Consider the following 16,477-nt stretch of genomic DNA (forward strand, 5'->3'; position numbering starts at 1 on the left):
GCCGCAGTTATCCGGGCAACGGCTCCAGCCGCGTCCGCAACGCGTTCAGCGCCTCGGCCAGCGGCACGCGCACGGCGTCCGGGCAGATCGCATCGAACGGCAGATCGAGCAGTAGCAGGTTGGCCGCCAGCGCTGGCATGCTCGGCGCGCCCAGGCCCAGCCAGCAATGCGCCGGCCCGTCGGCTTCCAGCGCGCCCAGCCAGGGCGGGATGCGCGCGGCGAGTGCCTCCAGCGCGCCGTGCAGGCGTACCCGGGCCCGGCACGGGAACGGCGACTCGCCGATCGCCTTGCGCAGGAGTTGCAGTGGTTCTTCCGGCAGTGCGCGAGCGGCGAATTGCGCGCCGGTCGTCTCGGCCAGGTCGATGCGGTCGGCGCGCAAGGTGCGCCAGTCCTGGCGCTCGCAGTCCCAGGCCAGCAGATACCAGCGCCGCCCGTAATTCACCAATAAGGCCGGCTCGACACAGCGCGTGATCGGTAAACCGGAGTGGCGGCGATAGTCCAGCCGCAGCGTGACCCGGTCGCGGCAGGCGCTGGCCAGTTGCGCCAGCAGCGCCGCATCCACCAGGGCACCCGCCTCCCCGGTGACCGGCAGGCTGGCGGTGGCCGCGTGCGCCGCACTGGCACGCTGGCCGCTGCGCCGCGGCAACAGCGGATCGAGCTTGCGCAGCACCCGCGCCGCCGCCGCATCCATGCCGCGTATCGCCGGAGCCGCTGCGCGCAGCGCGATCGCCACCGTCAGCGCCTCGTCTTCTTCGAACAACAGCGGCAGAGCGGCCGCACCCTGCCCCAGCCGGTAACCGCCACCGGCGCCGGGCACGGCATGCACCGGGTAACCCAGCTCGCGCAGGCGCTCGATCGCGCGCCGCACGCTGCGCGGATGCAGCTCCAGCCGCTCGGCCAGCGCCACGCCCGACCAACTGCGGCCGCCCTGCAGCAGCGCAAGCAGACGCAACAAGCGGGCAGCGGTCGAGGCCATCGCATTACCGTATTGCGGACGGAAACTGTCCGCAATAGCTGCGTAGGATTGCCTGGCACCTCGTTCTTTACGCCTTCCGCATCCACCAAGGAAACCGCAATGTCCCACCAGCGCCACATCACCCTGTTCCACAATCCCCGTTCGCGTTCGCGCGGCGTGCTGGTGCTGCTGGAAGAGCTCGGCGCCAGTTACGACCTGCAGATCGTCAATCTGGAAAAGGGCGAGCAACTCGCGCCCGCGTACCTGGCGATCAACCCGATGGGCAAGATTCCGGCGATCCGGCACGGCGACAGCGTGGTCACCGAACAGGGCGCGATCTACCAGTATCTGGCCGAGCTGTATCCGGAAGCCGGGCTGTCGCCGGCGCCGGGCGATGCCGATCGTGGCGCCTACCTGCGCTGGCTGGCCTTCTACGGCTCGGCCTTCGAGCCGGCGATCATCGACCGCGCGATGAAGCGCGATGCGCCGCCGCGCTCGATCTCGCCCTACGCCGACTGCGCCACGGTGCTGCAGGTGATCGATGCGCAGCTGGCCAAGGGCGACTATCTCCTGGGCCAGCGTTGCAGCGCGGCCGATGTGCTGTGGGGCGGCGCGCTGGGCTGGATGGTCGATTTCGGCCTGATCGACCCGCCTGCCAGCACCCGCGCCTACATCGCCCGCATGGCCGACCGGCCGGCGTTCGCGCGTGCCGAGGCCATCAACGCCAAGGCCTGACCAATCGGACGGGCCCGGCGCAAGCGGGTAAACTGTGCGGCTATCTTCTACCCGCCTGGAATAAGCGCCATGCCCGGGACATCCGTTTCCGACCTGTCCGCGGCCACCGCCGTGGACGCACCCGCCCTGTTGCCGCTGCCGGTGGCCCGCCCGTCGGCGCCTGCCGTGGTGCGCGGCAAGCTCTACATCAAGACCCACGGGTGCCAGATGAACGAGTACGACTCGGCCAAGATGGCCGACGTGCTCGCCGCCTCCGAAGGCCTGGAGCTGACCGACAACCCCGAAGACGCCGACGTGGTGCTGGTCAACACCTGCTCCATCCGCGAGAAGGCGCAGGAAAAGGTGTTCAGCCAGCTGGGCCGCTGGAAGGCGCTGAAGGCCGGCGGCAAGCCGGTGATCATCGGCGTGGGCGGCTGCGTGGCCTCGCAGGAAGGCGAGGCCATCGTCAAGCGCGCGCCCTACGTGGATCTGGTGTTCGGCCCGCAGACCCTGCATCGCCTGCCGGAGCTGATCCGCGCGCGGCGCGAATCGGGCAAGTCGCAGGTGGACATCAGCTTTCCGGAAATCGAGAAGTTCGATTGCCTGCCTGAGCCGCGCGCCGAGGGTCCGTCGGCGTTCGTGTCGATCATGGAAGGCTGCTCCAAGTACTGCTCGTTCTGCGTGGTGCCCTACACCCGTGGCGAAGAAGTCAGCCGGCCGTTCGAGGACGTGCTGGTGGAGGTGGCGCAGCTGGCCGCGCAAGGCGTGCGCGAGATCAATCTGCTCGGCCAGAACGTCAATGCGTATCGCGGTGCGTACGGCGCCGATGCCGGCGACGCGGCGCAATACGCCGATCTGGGCCTGTTGATCCGCACCATCGCGCAGATCGAGGGCATCGGCCGTATCCGTTTCACCACTTCGCACCCGCTGGAATTTTCCGACTCGCTGGTGGATGCGTACCGCGATGTGCCGCAGCTGGCCAATTATCTGCATCTGCCGGTGCAGGCCGGCAGCGACCGCATCCTGTCGGCGATGAAGCGTGGCTACACCGCGCTGGAATTCAAGTCCAAGATCCGCAAGCTGCGCGCGGTGCGTCCGGATATCTCGATCAGCTCGGACTTCATCGTCGGTTTTCCCGGCGAGACCGAAGCGGATTTCGAAAAGACCATGAAGCTGATCGAGGACGTGGGCTTCGACCAGAGTTTCTCGTTCGTGTATTCGCGGCGTCCCGGCACGCCGGCCTCGGACCTGCAGGACGACACCCCGGAAGCCGTCAAACAGGCACGGCTCGCACGTTTGCAGGCGCAGATCAACGCGCACGCCACGCGCATTTCGCAGTCCATGGTCGGCAGCGTGCAACGGGTGCTGGTGGAAGGCCCGTCGCGGCGCGATCCGAACGAATTGACCGGCAAGAGCGAGAACATGCGTCCGGTGAATTTCCCCGGCAATCCGCGCCTGGTCGGGCAGTTCGTCGATGTCCTGATCACCGAGGCGATGAGCAATTCGCTGCGTGGTCTTATCCAGGTGGACGACAGCGAAAGCTGATACCGCATAGGTGCCGGGGCGCGTGGCGCCACGGCATGCATCGCGTCTTGCTGACTGGAAGGTGCACGTTGGTTGGTCACTAGTCTCGTATCCAGCGGCCGGGCACGCGATGCTGCGTGTGCCTGCCATCGTTGTTGCGTTGCGTTGCTTTGCGTAGCTGCGTGCGTGTAACACGCTGGCAATTGCGTTGAGGTCACGCGCGTCGTGCCTCGCACCTCGATCTTCGGCAAGCACGCAGCTGCGTGTTTGCCGCACTGCATTCGCCGATCGGCGCTCCAGCATCTGCGCGCTACTAAGCCGTGGTCGGTCTAGGTCAACAACGGCGCGCATTGCTCGCATACGCCAGGCATGGTCGTGATCGCGCACAGCAACGACACCGACGTCCCTGGTCACACGGCACGCAAGGCAAGTGATCAAAATTTCACCACTTGTCTGCAACACCTTGCGGCATAAGGCGTGCGAGCACTTACCCACAGGCTTTGCCGAATTCGATCCACACCGCTTGTGGACAACCGCCATCGCAGTGGTGATTTTTTCACCATGTCCCTGCCGGACCTTGTGCGAGTAGGCGCCACCATTTTTATCCACAGGTTAGTGATGCGTGACTCCACAGCGATTGTGGAAAACCCGTGCACACCATCGGGGACCGGCCATGAACATGCGCTTGCGGCAGCCGGGCGTGTTGGTGGGATCACGCGCTGCGCGCTACCCTCGTCTGCCGCCCAACCGACCAGCGCATGCGTGCGCGGTCCGATCCGACCATGAATTCACCTGCACATCGCGACTTCACACTGGAACCCGACGACACCGAGCGCCTGGCCAACCTGGCCGGCCCGTTCGACGCGCACCTGCGCCAGATCGAACTCAAGCTCGGCGTGGAGATCGCCAACCGCGGCAACATCTTCCGCGTCACCGGCCCGGAGCCGGCGATCACCGCCGCACAGACGCTGCTGACCGCCCTGTACGAGGAAGCCGCCTCCAGCACCTTCGACAACCACGCCATCCACCTGCGCCTGAACGATGCCAATGTCGAGCAGGTGGTCGATCGTTCCTACGTGGCCCAGGACGTGGCGATCAAGGTCAAACGCGGCACCGTGCGTGGCCGTGGCGCCAACCAGGCCAAGTACCTGCATGCGATCGCCACGCACGACATCAATTTCGGCATTGGCCCGGCCGGCACCGGCAAGACCTTCCTGGCGGTGGCCAGCGCGGTCGAGGCGCTGAACGAGTCACGCGTACAGCGCCTGATCCTGGTGCGCCCGGCGGTGGAAGCCGGCGAGAAGCTGGGCTTCCTGCCCGGCGATCTCAGCCAGAAGGTGGACCCGTACCTGCGCCCGCTCTACGACGCGCTCTACGAAATGCTGGGCGTGGAAAAAGTGGTCAAGCTGCTGGAAAAGAACGTCATCGAGATCGCGCCGCTGGCCTATATGCGCGGCCGCACGCTCAACGATGCCTACGTGATCCTGGACGAGGCGCAGAACACCACCATCGAGCAGATGAAGATGTTCCTGACCCGGCTGGGCTTTGGCTCCACCGCGGTGGTCACCGGCGACCTGACCCAGATCGACCTGCCCAAGCACGTCAAGTCCGGCCTGCGCGACGCGATCGAGGTGCTGCGCGAGGTGGACGGCGCCAGCTTCACCTTCTTCGAAGCACGCGACGTGGTGCGCCACCCGCTGGTGCAGCGCATCGTCACGGCCTATGAAAAGCGCGATCAGCAGGACGCTGCCGCCAAGCAACAGCCTGAGTGAGTTCGCGCCCTGTCAGCCTGGTGCTGACAGACGCAGTCGTCGCCGTCGCCGGGCATCCCGATCGCGTGCGGTCTGGCTGCATGACCAGCCAGGATTCGTTTCAAGCTTGCGGGTGCGGGATTACAATCGCGGCTGCGGGCGGGGCCCGATCGGCAGTTCGAGCTACCGCGTGGCCAACGGGCCTGCGTTGCTACTGCTGATCACCTGCACGCGCTGACCCTCTGCCCAGGAAACTCTCGCCATGACCCGTGGACCTGTCCGCCTCGACGTCGCTGTCAGTTATGCGCTGCCGCGCGCCGGTCTGCCGTCGGCGGTGAGTTTTCGCAAGTGGGTGGCCGCTGCGCTGAAGGGACGCATCCGCGAGGCCGACCTGGCGGTGCGGATTGTCGACGAGAAGGAAGGCTGCTCGCTCAACCATCATTACCGGGGCAAGGATTACGCCACCAATGTGCTGAGCTTCCCGGCCGATTTACCCGAAGGCCTGCCCAAGGGCGTCAAGATGCCGCTGCTCGGCGATCTGGTGATCTGCGCGCCGGTGGTGGCGCGCGAGGCGGCCGAACAAGGCAAGTCGCTGGCCGCGCATTACGCCCATCTGACCGTGCACGGCACGCTGCATCTGCTCGGCTGGGACCACGAAGACGACAAGGAAGCCGATGCGATGGAGCAACTCGAACGCGAGATCCTGGCCGATCTCGGCATCGACGACCCGTACGCGGGAGAGCGCTGATGCGGGGCTGCCTCGCCACCGCGTTGCTGTTGCTGGCCTGCTCCAGCGCCTGGGCGCAGGCCGCGCCGGCACGCCCCGACCTGCCGGCCCTGATCGAATGCCGCCAGCGCATCGGCGACTTCAACGCGCTGGCACCGGTGCTGGCCGACCCGCTCAAGGCGGTCGCGCTGGGCTGGACGCCGCTGGACCAGGCCAACCTGTTCATGACCGAGTACACGCTCAACACGCCGATCAGCGTGTTCGGCCACAGCACTACCCACATTGCGTTCTCCGGGGCCAGCGTCATGGCGCTGCTGGACCTGCCCGACCCCCGCCCGCTAGCCAAACAACTGAACCTGGAACTGGGCGTGGATAACGCCGACAAGGTCATGTATGGCCGCGAGCTGGTCAGCGAAGACACCACCAACCCCAAGACCGGCGAGGCGATGATCGAATCGATCGTGCTCAGCGTCTCCAACGTGAAGTCGCATCCGGGCAAGACCGTGGTCGGCTGCGGCTACAGCCTGGACCTGCCCTGACGCGCAGCGCCCACCCCGGCCCCGTCCACAGCGCCTTAGCGGCTTCCTGTTAGACTGACGGCTATCGCCTGGTTTGCCGGGTGCCGTCCCACGTCACGATGTCCGAAGACGACAGTAGCCAATCCCAAGAAACACCCGAAAAACGCCGTAGCTGGCTCGAGCGCCTGAGCGCTGCCTTCTCTGGCGAACCCCATACCCGCGACGAACTGGTCGCGCTGCTGCGGACCGCCGAACAGGACGGTCTCATCGCTGCAGACACCTTGCGCATGATGGAAGGCGCAATCTCCGTGTCCGAGCTCACCGTGGGCGACGTGATGATCTCGCGCTCGCAGATGGTCTCGCTGCCGGTGGAGGCGCGCTTCATCGACCTGATGAAGCAGGTGGTGGAATCCGGCCATTCGCGCTTCCCGGTGCACGGCGAGAACAAGGACGAAGTGCTCGGCATCCTGCTGGCCAAGGACTTGTTGCGCGGCGTGGTTGCCGACAACGGCCCCGGCAACGTGCGCGAACTGCTGCGCCCGGCGGTGCTGATCCCCGAGTCCAAGAAGCTCAACGTGCTGCTCAAGGAATTCCGGCTGTCGCGCAACCACATGGCGATCGTGGTGGACGAGTACGGCGGCGTCGCCGGGCTGGTCACCATCGAAGACGTGTTGGAGCAGATCGTCGGCCAGATCGACGACGAGCACGACGATGCCGAAGACGAGAATTCGCTGATCGCGATCCAGGCCGACGGCCGCTATGTGGTCGATGCGCTGACGCCGATCGAAGACTTCAACGAGCGCTTTGGTGCCGACTTCCCCGATGACGAGTACGACACCGTCGGCGGCCTGGTCACCGATGCGATCGGCCACCTGCCGGAAACCGGCGAAGAGCTGACGCTGGGGCGCTTTGCCTTCCGTGTGGCCAAGGCCGATGCGCGGCGCGTGCACGCCTTCCACGTGACCATTCTGCCGCCAGACCCGCAGGACGACGCTTGAACCGTTGGTACCGCGTCACTGCTGCAGCGCCAGCCCGCGGCAGCATCCGGCGCTGCGCGGCAGCGTGTCTGCTGCTGTTGCTGGCGTGGTTGGTGGCACCTGCCGCCATGGCCCAGGCCACCGGGCAGGCGCTCGCTCAGCCCAATGTGCCGGCACCGCGGGTCGGTGTGGTGACCATGCAGCCGGGCGAGGTGTTCTTCGAGCGCTTCGGCCACGATGCCATCGTGGTGGTCGATCCCGTCACCGGGCAGGCCACCTCGTATAACTTCGGCTTCTTCGACCCCGGCGAGCCGGATTTCGTCCCCCGCTTTGCGCGCGGCGAGATGATGTATTACCTGGTCGCGTTGCCGCTGGAAGAAGACCTGCAGCAGTACCGCGCGGTCGGCCGCGGCGTCAGCATCCAGTGGCTGGACCTGCCACCGGACCAGGCGCGCGCGCTGGCTGACGGGCTGGCCATCCGCAGCCAGCCCGAGAACGCGCGCTACCACTACGATTACTTCGTGGCCAACTGCGCCACCATGGTCCGCGACACGCTGGACCGCGCCATGGGTGGCGCGTTGAAATCGCAACTGGCCGGGCGCTCGCGCGGCAACACCTTCCGCAGCGAAGCGGTGCGCCTGGCCTCCCCTGCCCCGTGGATGTGGCTGGGCTTCGACCTGGGCCTGGGGCCGTATGCGGACCGCCCGCTGTCGCGCTGGGAAGAAGCCTTCGTGCCGATGCGCCTGGCCGACAGCCTGACCCAGGTGCACAACAGCGCCGGCCGCCCGTTGGTGCAGTCCACCCAGGTCCTGCTGCCGCATCGCATCGCACCGGAGCCGGCGGAACAGCAGCGCCACTGGTGGCCATGGCTGCTGACCGGGCTGATCGTCGCTGCCGGCGTGCTGGCACTCGGTCGCCGGCAACGCGTGCTGGCCGCCCTGGCCCTGCCGTACTGGCTGCTGTGCGCGATCGGCGGCGGCTTGCTGGTGTATCTGTGGGGCTTCACCGCGCATCAGTCGGCCTGGGCCAATCGCAACCTGTTGCTGGTCAACCCGCTGTGCGTGCTGCTGTTGATCGGCGGCATCGCCGTGCTGCGCGGGCGCCGGCCCGGGCGCTGGTTCGATGTGCTGCGCTGGGTGGTGGCTGCCGCGGCACTGCTGGCACTGCTGATCCACTGGCTGTCGTTCCAGGCGCAGGACAACCTGCAGTGGGTGCTGCTGCTGTTGCCGATCCATGCCGCGCTCGCCATCGCGTTGCGGCGGCGTGACTTGTCCGTCCGCACGCGCTGATCCAGGATGCGCCCATGAACCACCACGGCCGCCATCCGGACAACCCCTCCTGCGTCATCACCTGCGCCTATTACGACGGCCAGGGCGAGCGCCACGACATCAGCCTGGAGCAGATCAGCGACGTGCTGCAGCGCCCGGATGGCTTTGTCTGGGTCGGCCTGTACGAGCCGCAGGAGTCGGTGCTGCACAAGCTGCAGGATGAGTTCGGCCTGCACGATCTGGCCATCGAGGATGCGCTCAAGGCGCACCAACGTCCCAAGGCCGAGAGCTACGGCAATTCCTTGTTCGTGGTGGTCAACACCGCACAACTGGTCAACGAGCGCATCCGCTACGGCGAGACGCACGCGTTTCTGGGCGCGCGCTTTCTGTTGACGGTGCGCCATGGCGCATCGCTGTCGTACACGCCGGTGCGGCACCGGGTCGAACGCGAACCGGCGATGCTGCGCATGGGCGCCTCGTTCTGCCTGTATGGCGTGCTCGACTTCGTGGTCGACAACTACCTTCCGATCATGGACGAGTTCCGCGACACGCTGGAAGGCCTGGAAAAGGACATCTTCGCCGACAACTACAAGCGTGAAACCGTGGTGCGCCTGTACGAGCTCAAGCGCGAACTCAACAAGATGCGGCTGGTCGTGGCGCCATTGCAGGACGTGCTCTCGCACCTCAAGCGCAACCCCGGCTCGCTGATCCACGACGAGGTCGGCATCTACCTGCGCGACGTGCTCGACCATGCCGTGCGCATCAACGACGCCATCGATACCTTGCGCGAAATGTTGGGCACCGCGCTGAGCGTCAACTTGTCGATGGTGACCCTGGCCCAGGGCGAAACCGTCAAACGCCTGGGCGCCTGGGCCGCCCTGCTGGCCGCCCCGACCCTGATCACCAGCTGGTACGGCATGAACTTCACCCACATGCCTGAGCTGGACAAACCTTATGCCTATCCGCTGCTGGTAGCCGGCGTGGTCGCCTCGTGCCTGGTGCTGTATCGCCTGTTCAAGCGAGCGCGGTGGCTTTAGGCCGCTTTGCGGCTGGGATTTGGGAGTGGGGATTGGGGATTGGTTGGAGCAGGACGTGTGACTGTGGCGCGCGTGCTGCACGCACCCTCATCCGCCCTTCGGGTACCTTCTCCCGAGGGGGGGAGAAGGAAGGCTGCCTGATTTTATGAATCCCCAATCCCGAATCCCCAATCCCCGCACTCAAGCCACATAGATCGTCTTGATGTTCATGAACTCGTGGATGCCGTGCTCGGCCAGCTCGCGGCCGAAGCCCGAGCGCTTGATGCCGCCGAACGGTAGCCGCACGTCGCTCTTGACCACCGAATTGACGAACGCCGCACCGCACTGCAATTGCTGCGCCACGCGCTCGCCGCGCTTGGCATCGGAGGTCCACACGCTGCCGCCGAGGCCGAAGCTGGTGTCGTTGGCCACACGTACCGCCTCGGCTTCATCCCGCACGCGAATGACCGACGCGACCGGGCCGAAAAACTCCTCCTCGTAGGCCGGCATGCCCGGGGCGACATGATCGAGGATGGTGGCCGGATAGCCTGCATGCGAACCGGGTACCGGTTCGCCGCCCAGCAGCACCTTGGCACCCTTTTCCACGCTGTGTTGCACCTGCTTGTGCAGCTCGTCGCGCAGATCCGCGCGGGCCATGGGCGCCAGCGTGGTGCCCTCCTGCTGCGGGTCGCCGAGCACGCGCTGGGAGGCAGCGGCAACGAAGCGTTCGATGAAGCGATCGGCGATGGCGTCCACCACGATGAAGCGCTTGGCGGCGATGCAGGTCTGCCCGCTGTTATCGAACCGCGACTGCACGGCGGAGGCGACGGTGTGCTCCAGGTCGGCGTCCTCCAGCACCACGAACGCATCGCTGCCGCCGAGTTCCATCACGCACTTCTTCAACTGATCGCCCGCATTTGCAGCCAGCGAACGTCCGGCGCGCTCGCTGCCGGTCAGCGTCACTGCGGCAATGCGATCGTCACGCAACACGTCTGCAGCCTGGTCGTTGTCGATATGCAGCACATCGAACACGCCGGGCGGAATACCGGCGGCATCCAGCACCTCCTTCATCGCATCGGCGCAGCGCGGCACATTGCTGGCGTGCTTGAGCAGCGCCACATTGCCGGCCATCAGACCCGGGGCGAGGAAACGGAACGCCTGCCACAGCGGAAAATTCCATGGCATCACCGCAAACACGCAGCCCAGCGGCTCGTAGCGCACATAGCTGGACTGCGCCTCGGTCGGGATATCGCGCGGTGCCAGGTAGTCGGCTGCATGTTCGGCGTAATAGGCGCAGCCCTGCGCGCACTTGTCCACCTCGGCCAGCGCCTCGTGGCGCAGCTTGCCCATCTCCGCGGTCATGATGCGCTGCAGGTCGTCGCGCCGCCGGGTCAGCTCTTCGCCGACCCGGCGCAGCAGCGCGCCGCGCTCGGCCAGCGGCAGCGCCGCCCACTGCGGAAATGCCTTGGCGGAAGCAGCCAGACGCGCCTCGATGGCGGCGGCGTCCAGGGTGTGCTGGGTGTGTTCGACCTGGCCAGTGGCCGGGTTGACGGTGTCGTAGGACATGACGGTCTCCTGTTACAGGCCCGCCATGCTAGTCGCCGGCAAGTTGCAGCCGCGTCACAACCGCGGCAAATCGCTGCAACGCTGTGTTTACCCACGCCGCGACGCAATGCCGCACCTCCATCGCACCGCTCGCGGATCACTGGCAACCGGAACAACGCACCCAGCCAGGCTGATGAAAGCGGCCCTGCCCTGTCCCGACCGTCCCACCGCACAAAAAAGCTCTAGCATTCGGCACTTGGCAGCTTCATCCATTCACGGAAGACCACCACGATGCGCCGGGATCTGATTGTTCTAGTTGTACTTGGCATCGGCGCCTGCCTGCCGGGATGCGCCGTCCTGCAGGACATGCTGCACGGCCCGCGTCCGGGTCCGAACGGATTTGTCACCGTGAGCTGCACCAACACGCTGCCCAATCCCAGCCAACCCTGCGAGGAACAGGCACTGCGGGCCTGCTCGGACACTGCCATCCGCCAATTCGTTACTGCGCACTCGTCGCCGAACATGGTCACGATCTATCCGAGCAAGCAGAAATCCAAGGACGACGGAAAGAACAAGGACAAGGATCGCGCCGACGAACAACCCAAGGTCGAGCAACAGGGCTACGACATCAGCGCCGAGTATCAGTGCTACCTAACCAAGCCGCAGCCCTGGGACAGCGGGTACACGCCTCCGGCCAGGTAACAGCGGCCCAACCAACTGCCGTGCCCGGCGTCCGGTGGCCGCATCAGGCGTCCGCAATCGGCGTGCAGCCATCGTGGATGTCGGTGGCGTCGGCGTTCGCAGCCGTCTGGCCGCCGCTGGTGGCGATGCATTCGCCACACCCATGTTGGTGCCTGCTCAGGAAGCAGCTTGCAGCGCCAGTTGCGCATCGCGCTGGCGGCGTCTTTCGCTGCGCGCCAGCAGCCACCAGCCGATCACTGCGGCGATCGACACCGCCAGCACCATCAGCGTGGCCAACGCGTTGATCTTGGGGCTGATGCCCAGCCGCACCGACGCAAACACCTTGATCGGCAAGGTGGTCGAACTGGGCCCGGCCAGAAAGCTGGCGATCACCACGTCGTCCAGCGACAGCGTGAATGCGAGCAGCCAGCCCGATACCAATGCCGGAGCGATGATCGGCAAGGTGATCAGGAAGAACACCTTCAGCGGTGTCGCGCCCAGATCCATCGCCGCCTCTTCCAGCGAGCGATCCAGTTCCTGCAGGCGCGAGGAAATCACCACCGTGACGAACGAGACGGTGAAGGTGACATGCGCCGCCCAGATCGCCACCGCGCCACGCGGTGCGATCCCGAGTACACCGCCCATCGAAACCAGCAACAACAGGATCGACAGGCCGATGATCACTTCCGGCATCACCAGCGGTGCGGTGATCAATGCACCGAACAGGGTCTTGCCGGGAAAACGCCGCATGCGCACCATCGCCAGCGCCGCCATCGTCCCCAGCAACGTCGATGCACAGGCGGTCCAGAACGCGACTTGCAGGCTGACCCAGGCCGCTTCCAGCAACTGGCGATCGCGCAGCAATTCGCCGTACCAACGCGTGGAAAAGCCGCCCCACACCATCGCCAGACGCGAGGCGTTGAACGAGTAGACCATCAGCAACAGGATCGGCAGATACAGAAAGCCGAAGCCCAGCGCGAGCACGCCAGCGCCCAGCAAGCGCGTGCCGGGAGAGGCGCGCATCATGTCAGCCGCCCTTCCAGCTCGCGCTGCTGATAACGGTGGAACAGCACGATCGGCACCAGCAACAGCAGCAACATCACCGTAGCCACCGCCGCGGCCACCGGCCAGTCGCGATTATTGAAGAACTCGCCCCACAGCACGCGGCCGATCATCAAGGTGTCCGGCCCGCCCAGCATTTCCGGAATCACGAATTCGCCCACCGCCGGGATCATCACCAGCATGCAGCCGGCCACGATGCCGTTGCGCGACAGCGGCAAGGTGATGCGCACGAAGGCCTGCCACGGCCGCGCGCCCAGATCGTAGGCGGCTTCGAGCAATCGCTGGTCGTGCTTGACCAGATTGGCGTACAACGGCAACACCATGAACGGCAGATAGCAATACACGATGCCGATGTAGGCGGCCAGCGGCGTGTACAGCAACTGCAAGGGCTGGCGGATCACTCCCAGCGCCAGCAGCGCCTGATTGAGCAGGCCGTTGCCGTCGAGGATGCCGATCCAGGCGTAGACGCGGATCAGGAACGAGGTCCATGACGGCAGCACCACCAGCATCATCGCCACATTGCGCGTGGCCAGCGGCAGACGCGCACTGACATAGGCCATCGGGTAGCCGATCAACAGCGCAAACACGGTCGACAGCGCGGCGATCCTGATCGAACTCGCATACGCCGCCACGTACTGGCTGTCGCGCAGCATGACCAGATAATTGCCCAGATGCAGCTTGAGGCTCACCGCCCCATCGGCCGCAACGGCGAACAGCGGCGTGTACGGCGGCATCGCGGTGGCGCGCTCGGCGAAGGAGATCTTCAGCACGATCAGGAACGGGATCGCAAAGAACACCAGCAGCCACAGATACGGTGCGGCGATCACACCCCAGCGCGCGCCCGGCAATGCGCGGATCAGGCGCCTCATGCGGTGAGTACCACGCCGTCGTCCTCGCCCCAGCTCAGCCAGACGGTGTCGCCCCAGGTCAGCGCTTCGCTGGCCCAACGCTGACGGTTGGCGAAGTTGGCCATCAGCTTGAAACCGCCAGGCAGGCGCACGTGATAGACCGAATGGCTGCCGAAATAGGCGATGTCCTCGATCACGCCCTGCGCCTTGTTGCAGGCCTGGGCCGGTTCGTCCTTGCCGATGACGAGTTTTTCCGGGCGCAGCGCGAACGCCACCGCCTGTCCTTCGAAACCGGTGATGCCGTGGCCGATCCGGATATTGGCGTCGAAGGCCGGCGCCTTCAGGCCGACGTAGTCGGGTTTGTCCTCGACGATCACCGCGTCGATCAGATTGACCGAGCCGATGAAGTCGGCAGCGAAACGGTTGGCCGGTTGTTCGTAGATTTCGTCCGGGGTGCCGACCTGCTGGATCCAGCCCTGGTCCATCAACGCGATGCGGGTGGCCATGCTCATGGCTTCTTCCTGATCATGGGTGACCATGACGCAGGTGACGCCGGAGGTCTCGATGATGTTGACCAGCTCCAGCTGCATCTGCGCGCGCAGCTTCTTGTCCAGCGCGCCCATCGGTTCGTCCAGCAGCAGCAGCTTGGGCCGCTTGGCCAGCGAGCGCGCCAACGCCACGCGTTGCTGCTGCCCGCCGGACAATTGATGCGGCTTGCGCCTGGCCAGGTTGCCAAGCTGCACCAGCTCCAGCATCTCGCCCACGCGCGCCGCGATCGCCGGCTTGGACAGGGCTTCCTGCTTCAGCCCAAAGGCGATGTTCTGCTCCACGCTCATGTGCGGGAACAGCGCATACGACTGGAACATCATGTTGATCGGACGCTCGTACGGCGGCAACCCGTCGATTGGCTGGCCATCGAGCACGATGCGGCCTTTGGTCGGCCGCTCGAAGCCGGCCAGGCAGCGCAGCAGGCTGGACTTGCCGCTGCCCGAGCCGCCCAGCAGCGCGAAGATCTCGCCCTTGCGGATCTGCAGGCTGACATCATCGACCGCGACGACGCCATCGAATTCCTTGCGGACCTCGTTGATGCTCAGATAGGCGTTGTCGCCAGGGGAAAGCGGCGGCGCTGCGGCCTCGGTAACTGCCATGGATCCTCTCGATTGCGAAGCGTGGCCCGGCACCGACTGTGCACCTCAGAACGCCGGCGCCGCCAGTGCTTGGTGCGACATCGGCACTCGTCCGTTTGCGCCCAAGCGTTTCGTCTGCAGCGAGCCGACAACGACCTGCTACATCGGGTGACCGCCTGCCGGCGCGGGCGCTGCAGCAACACGGTGTCTGCGATGGCAGAGCGACACCCTACCGCGACCGGAGCGCCGACGCCCGCCGCGACGGCTATCGATCAGCGTGGCTCCGGCACCGGCGCGCTCCAGCCCAGACCCAGGCTCTTCTGCAGCGCGACGTAGTTCACCAGCAACTGCACCTGTGCCTGCGCGGCGGCGTCCTGCGCGGACAGCTGCTGGCGCTGCACGTCGAGCAGATCGATCGACGAGGTGGCACCGGCATCGCGCCGTTGCTGCATCAAGCCGGCCGAACGCGTGGCCGAGGCTTCGGCCTGCCGCGCCACCACCAGCTGCTTGCGCGCCGAGCCGAAGCGCGCCAATGCCGAATTGGCATCCTGCAACGCAGCCAGCACCGCGCCCTCGTACGCCGCCTCGCGCCCGGCGTTGCCGGCACGCGCCTGCTCCACCTGTGCCTTGGTGCGGCCGAAGTCGAAGATCGACCAGCGCAGCATCGGCACCGCCAGCGTGGTCAAGGCATCGGAATTGAAATCGCTGGGCGAGCCGGCGACCCAGCTCAGGCCGCCCAGCAGGCTCACCTGCGGAAAATACCCGTTCAACGCCTCGCCGATCTGCGCGCTGGAGGCAGCCAGTTCGCGCTCGGCCTTGCGCACATCGGGGCGGCGACGGATCAGGGCGCCGGCATCGTCCACGCGCACCTGCGTGGGCAGCATCGGCAATGGCTGCGGCGCGCTCAACTGCGCGTCCAGCGCGCCGGGCTCGCGCCCCACCATCAGCGCCAGTTGATCCAGCGCTTCCTGCGACTGCATTTCCAGCGGCAGGCGCTGCGCCTGTTGCTGCTGCACTTGCGTGGCGATCTGTTCGACCTGCAGGTCCGAGGCCGCGCCGCGCTCGCGGCGCTGCTGTGTCAGGCGCAGGGTCTGCCCGATCTTGTCCAGGTTCGCATCGGCGATCGCCAGCCGCGCCTGCAAGCCGCGGTAGTTCAGGTACACCTGCCCCACTTCGGCTGCCAGCTGCACCTGCGCATCGGCCAGCTCGGCTTCCGAGGCCTGCGCCTGTGCCAGCGCGCCTTCGGCGGCGCGACGGCGGCGGCCGAAGAAATCCAGTTCCCAGCTGGCGTCGAAACCGGCGCTGTAGATCTGGGTCTTTTCCAGGTCCAGCGCCTCGCTACCCTGTGCCGGTGGCTGGCCGTTCTGGCCATTCTGCAGGCCGCCCAAGGTATCGACGATGGTCTGCGGCGGCTCGGCATACGCATACACCGCGCTGGCGTTGAGCTTGGGCAGGCGCTCGGCACGGCGCTGGCTGGCCAGTGCGCGGTTGGCGCGCAGCCGCGCCTGCGCCGCACGCAGGTTGGGGCTGTCGGCCAGGGCCTGGGTGACCAGCTGGGTGAGGGTCGGGTCCTGCAGCTGCTCCCACCAATGATTCAATGGCGCGGCAGCGACCACGTCGGCGCCAGCGGCGCGATGCAGGGCCGGCGCCTGCACCGCCGTGTCGGCCACTGCCGGGGGCTTGGTGTAGTTGGGGCCAAGCATGCAACCGCCGAGCAGGACCACGCTCAACGCCGCAGCCAGGGGCATGCGGATCAGGCGCATG

14 protein-coding genes and 1 pseudogene are annotated in these 16,477 nt (G+C 66.3%); 9 read left to right on the forward strand and 6 right to left on the reverse strand.

Annotation, left to right across the window (positions count from 1 at the left end):
- Window positions 1–7: 7 nt before the first annotated feature.
- Window positions 8–976 carry a YafY family protein gene (locus ABQ039_RS11310; RefSeq protein WP_184431328.1) on the reverse strand — a complete coding sequence of 323 codons (969 nt, stop codon included), beginning with the start codon at window positions 974–976 and terminating at the stop codon, window positions 8–10.
- A 156-nt stretch (window positions 977–1,132) separates the two neighbouring features.
- Between ABQ039_RS11310 and ABQ039_RS11315 the strand changes: the two are divergent.
- The 8 genes and pseudogenes from ABQ039_RS11315 (at window position 1,133) to ABQ039_RS11350 (ending at window position 9,471) form a co-directional block, all read left to right on the forward strand.
- Window positions 1,133–1,721: pseudogene (locus ABQ039_RS11315) on the forward strand (glutathione S-transferase family protein).
- Between the two features lie 38 nt (window positions 1,722–1,759).
- Window positions 1,760–3,214: a tRNA (N6-isopentenyl adenosine(37)-C2)-methylthiotransferase MiaB gene (gene miaB / locus ABQ039_RS11320; protein WP_349777739.1), complete on the forward strand. Its 1,455-nt coding sequence runs from the start codon at window positions 1,760–1,762 to the stop codon at window positions 3,212–3,214.
- Between the two features lie 761 nt (window positions 3,215–3,975).
- Complete coding sequence (locus tag ABQ039_RS11325; protein ID WP_349777738.1) at window positions 3,976–4,965, forward strand: PhoH family protein; 990 nt, start codon at window positions 3,976–3,978, stop codon at window positions 4,963–4,965.
- 241 nt (window positions 4,966–5,206) lie between these two features.
- Window positions 5,207–5,692 carry an rRNA maturation RNase YbeY gene (gene ybeY, locus ABQ039_RS11330; RefSeq protein WP_016901623.1) on the forward strand — a complete coding sequence of 162 codons (486 nt, stop codon included), beginning with the start codon at window positions 5,207–5,209 and terminating at the stop codon, window positions 5,690–5,692.
- Window positions 5,692–6,210 carry a hypothetical protein gene (locus ABQ039_RS11335; protein ID WP_046343090.1) on the forward strand — a complete coding sequence of 173 codons (519 nt, stop codon included), beginning with the start codon at window positions 5,692–5,694 and terminating at the stop codon, window positions 6,208–6,210. The genes ybeY and ABQ039_RS11335 overlap by 1 nt, the downstream gene beginning before the upstream one ends.
- Before the next feature lie 98 nt (window positions 6,211–6,308).
- Window positions 6,309–7,187, forward strand: coding sequence for an HlyC/CorC family transporter (locus ABQ039_RS11340; RefSeq protein ID WP_024939270.1), 879 nt, complete (start codon window positions 6,309–6,311; stop codon window positions 7,185–7,187).
- Window positions 7,184–8,455 carry a DUF4105 domain-containing protein gene (locus ABQ039_RS11345; protein ID WP_184378358.1) on the forward strand — a complete coding sequence of 424 codons (1,272 nt, stop codon included), beginning with the start codon at window positions 7,184–7,186 and terminating at the stop codon, window positions 8,453–8,455. Before ABQ039_RS11340 ends, ABQ039_RS11345 begins: the two co-directional genes overlap by 4 nt.
- A 14-nt stretch (window positions 8,456–8,469) precedes the next feature.
- Window positions 8,470–9,471 carry a magnesium and cobalt transport protein CorA gene (locus ABQ039_RS11350; protein ID WP_016901627.1) on the forward strand — a complete coding sequence of 334 codons (1,002 nt, stop codon included), beginning with the start codon at window positions 8,470–8,472 and terminating at the stop codon, window positions 9,469–9,471.
- 180 nt (window positions 9,472–9,651) lie between these two features.
- Here ABQ039_RS11350 and ABQ039_RS11355 read toward each other — a convergent pair whose 3' ends face one another.
- Window positions 9,652–11,016, reverse strand: coding sequence for an NAD-dependent succinate-semialdehyde dehydrogenase (locus ABQ039_RS11355; protein ID WP_104607947.1), 1,365 nt, complete (start codon window positions 11,014–11,016; stop codon window positions 9,652–9,654).
- A gap of 270 nt (window positions 11,017–11,286) precedes the next feature.
- Between ABQ039_RS11355 and ABQ039_RS11360 the strand changes: the two genes are divergently transcribed.
- Window positions 11,287–11,697, forward strand: coding sequence for a hypothetical protein (locus tag ABQ039_RS11360; protein ID WP_102256702.1), 411 nt, complete (start codon window positions 11,287–11,289; stop codon window positions 11,695–11,697).
- A 156-nt stretch (window positions 11,698–11,853) separates the two neighbouring features.
- Here ABQ039_RS11360 and ABQ039_RS11365 read toward each other — a convergent pair whose 3' ends face one another.
- The 4 genes from ABQ039_RS11365 to ABQ039_RS11380 all read right to left on the reverse strand — a co-directional run bounded on the left by ABQ039_RS11365 (window position 11,854) and on the right by ABQ039_RS11380 (window position 16,476).
- Window positions 11,854–12,702 (reverse strand): ABC transporter permease subunit, encoded by an 849-nt coding sequence (locus ABQ039_RS11365; RefSeq protein WP_184609330.1) that lies wholly within the window; start codon window positions 12,700–12,702, stop codon window positions 11,854–11,856.
- Window positions 12,699–13,607 carry an ABC transporter permease subunit gene (locus ABQ039_RS11370; protein WP_054592750.1) on the reverse strand — a complete coding sequence of 303 codons (909 nt, stop codon included), beginning with the start codon at window positions 13,605–13,607 and terminating at the stop codon, window positions 12,699–12,701. The genes ABQ039_RS11365 and ABQ039_RS11370 overlap by 4 nt, the downstream gene beginning before the upstream one ends.
- Entirely contained in the window at window positions 13,604–14,734 is a 1,131-nt protein-coding gene (locus tag ABQ039_RS11375; protein ID WP_184609328.1) for an ABC transporter ATP-binding protein, read from the reverse strand. Before ABQ039_RS11375 ends, ABQ039_RS11370 begins: the two co-directional genes overlap by 4 nt.
- A gap of 251 nt (window positions 14,735–14,985) precedes the next feature.
- Window positions 14,986–16,476 carry an efflux transporter outer membrane subunit gene (locus tag ABQ039_RS11380; RefSeq protein ID WP_039526823.1) on the reverse strand — a complete coding sequence of 497 codons (1,491 nt, stop codon included), beginning with the start codon at window positions 16,474–16,476 and terminating at the stop codon, window positions 14,986–14,988.
- Window position 16,477 lies beyond the last annotated feature (1 nt).

The sequence above is a fragment of the Xanthomonas sp. WHRI 6108 genome, assembly GCF_040202385.2.
Lineage (GTDB): Bacteria > Pseudomonadota > Gammaproteobacteria > Xanthomonadales > Xanthomonadaceae > Xanthomonas > Xanthomonas arboricola.

Excerpts from the sequence above, each read along its gene's own strand:
- ABQ039_RS11310 (WP_184431328.1), bottom strand. The coding sequence starts at position 976 with ATGGCCTCGACCGCTGCCCGCTTGTTGCGTCTGCTTGCGCTGCTGCAG.
- miaB (WP_349777739.1), top strand. The coding sequence starts at position 1,760 with ATGCCCGGGACATCCGTTTCCGACCTGTCCGCGGCCACCGCCGTGGAC.
- ABQ039_RS11325 (WP_349777738.1), top strand. The coding sequence starts at position 3,976 with ATGAATTCACCTGCACATCGCGACTTCACACTGGAACCCGACGACACC.
- ybeY (WP_016901623.1), top strand. The coding sequence starts at position 5,207 with ATGACCCGTGGACCTGTCCGCCTCGACGTCGCTGTCAGTTATGCGCTG.
- ABQ039_RS11335 (WP_046343090.1), top strand. The coding sequence starts at position 5,692 with ATGCGGGGCTGCCTCGCCACCGCGTTGCTGTTGCTGGCCTGCTCCAGC.
- ABQ039_RS11340 (WP_024939270.1), top strand. The coding sequence starts at position 6,309 with ATGTCCGAAGACGACAGTAGCCAATCCCAAGAAACACCCGAAAAACGC.
- ABQ039_RS11350 (WP_016901627.1), top strand. The coding sequence starts at position 8,470 with ATGAACCACCACGGCCGCCATCCGGACAACCCCTCCTGCGTCATCACC.
- ABQ039_RS11355 (WP_104607947.1), bottom strand. The coding sequence starts at position 11,016 with ATGTCCTACGACACCGTCAACCCGGCCACTGGCCAGGTCGAACACACC.
- ABQ039_RS11360 (WP_102256702.1), top strand. The coding sequence starts at position 11,287 with ATGCGCCGGGATCTGATTGTTCTAGTTGTACTTGGCATCGGCGCCTGC.
- ABQ039_RS11365 (WP_184609330.1), bottom strand. The coding sequence starts at position 12,702 with ATGATGCGCGCCTCTCCCGGCACGCGCTTGCTGGGCGCTGGCGTGCTC.
- ABQ039_RS11370 (WP_054592750.1), bottom strand. The coding sequence starts at position 13,607 with ATGAGGCGCCTGATCCGCGCATTGCCGGGCGCGCGCTGGGGTGTGATC.
- ABQ039_RS11375 (WP_184609328.1), bottom strand. The coding sequence starts at position 14,734 with ATGGCAGTTACCGAGGCCGCAGCGCCGCCGCTTTCCCCTGGCGACAAC.
- ABQ039_RS11380 (WP_039526823.1), bottom strand. The coding sequence starts at position 16,476 with ATGCGCCTGATCCGCATGCCCCTGGCTGCGGCGTTGAGCGTGGTCCTG.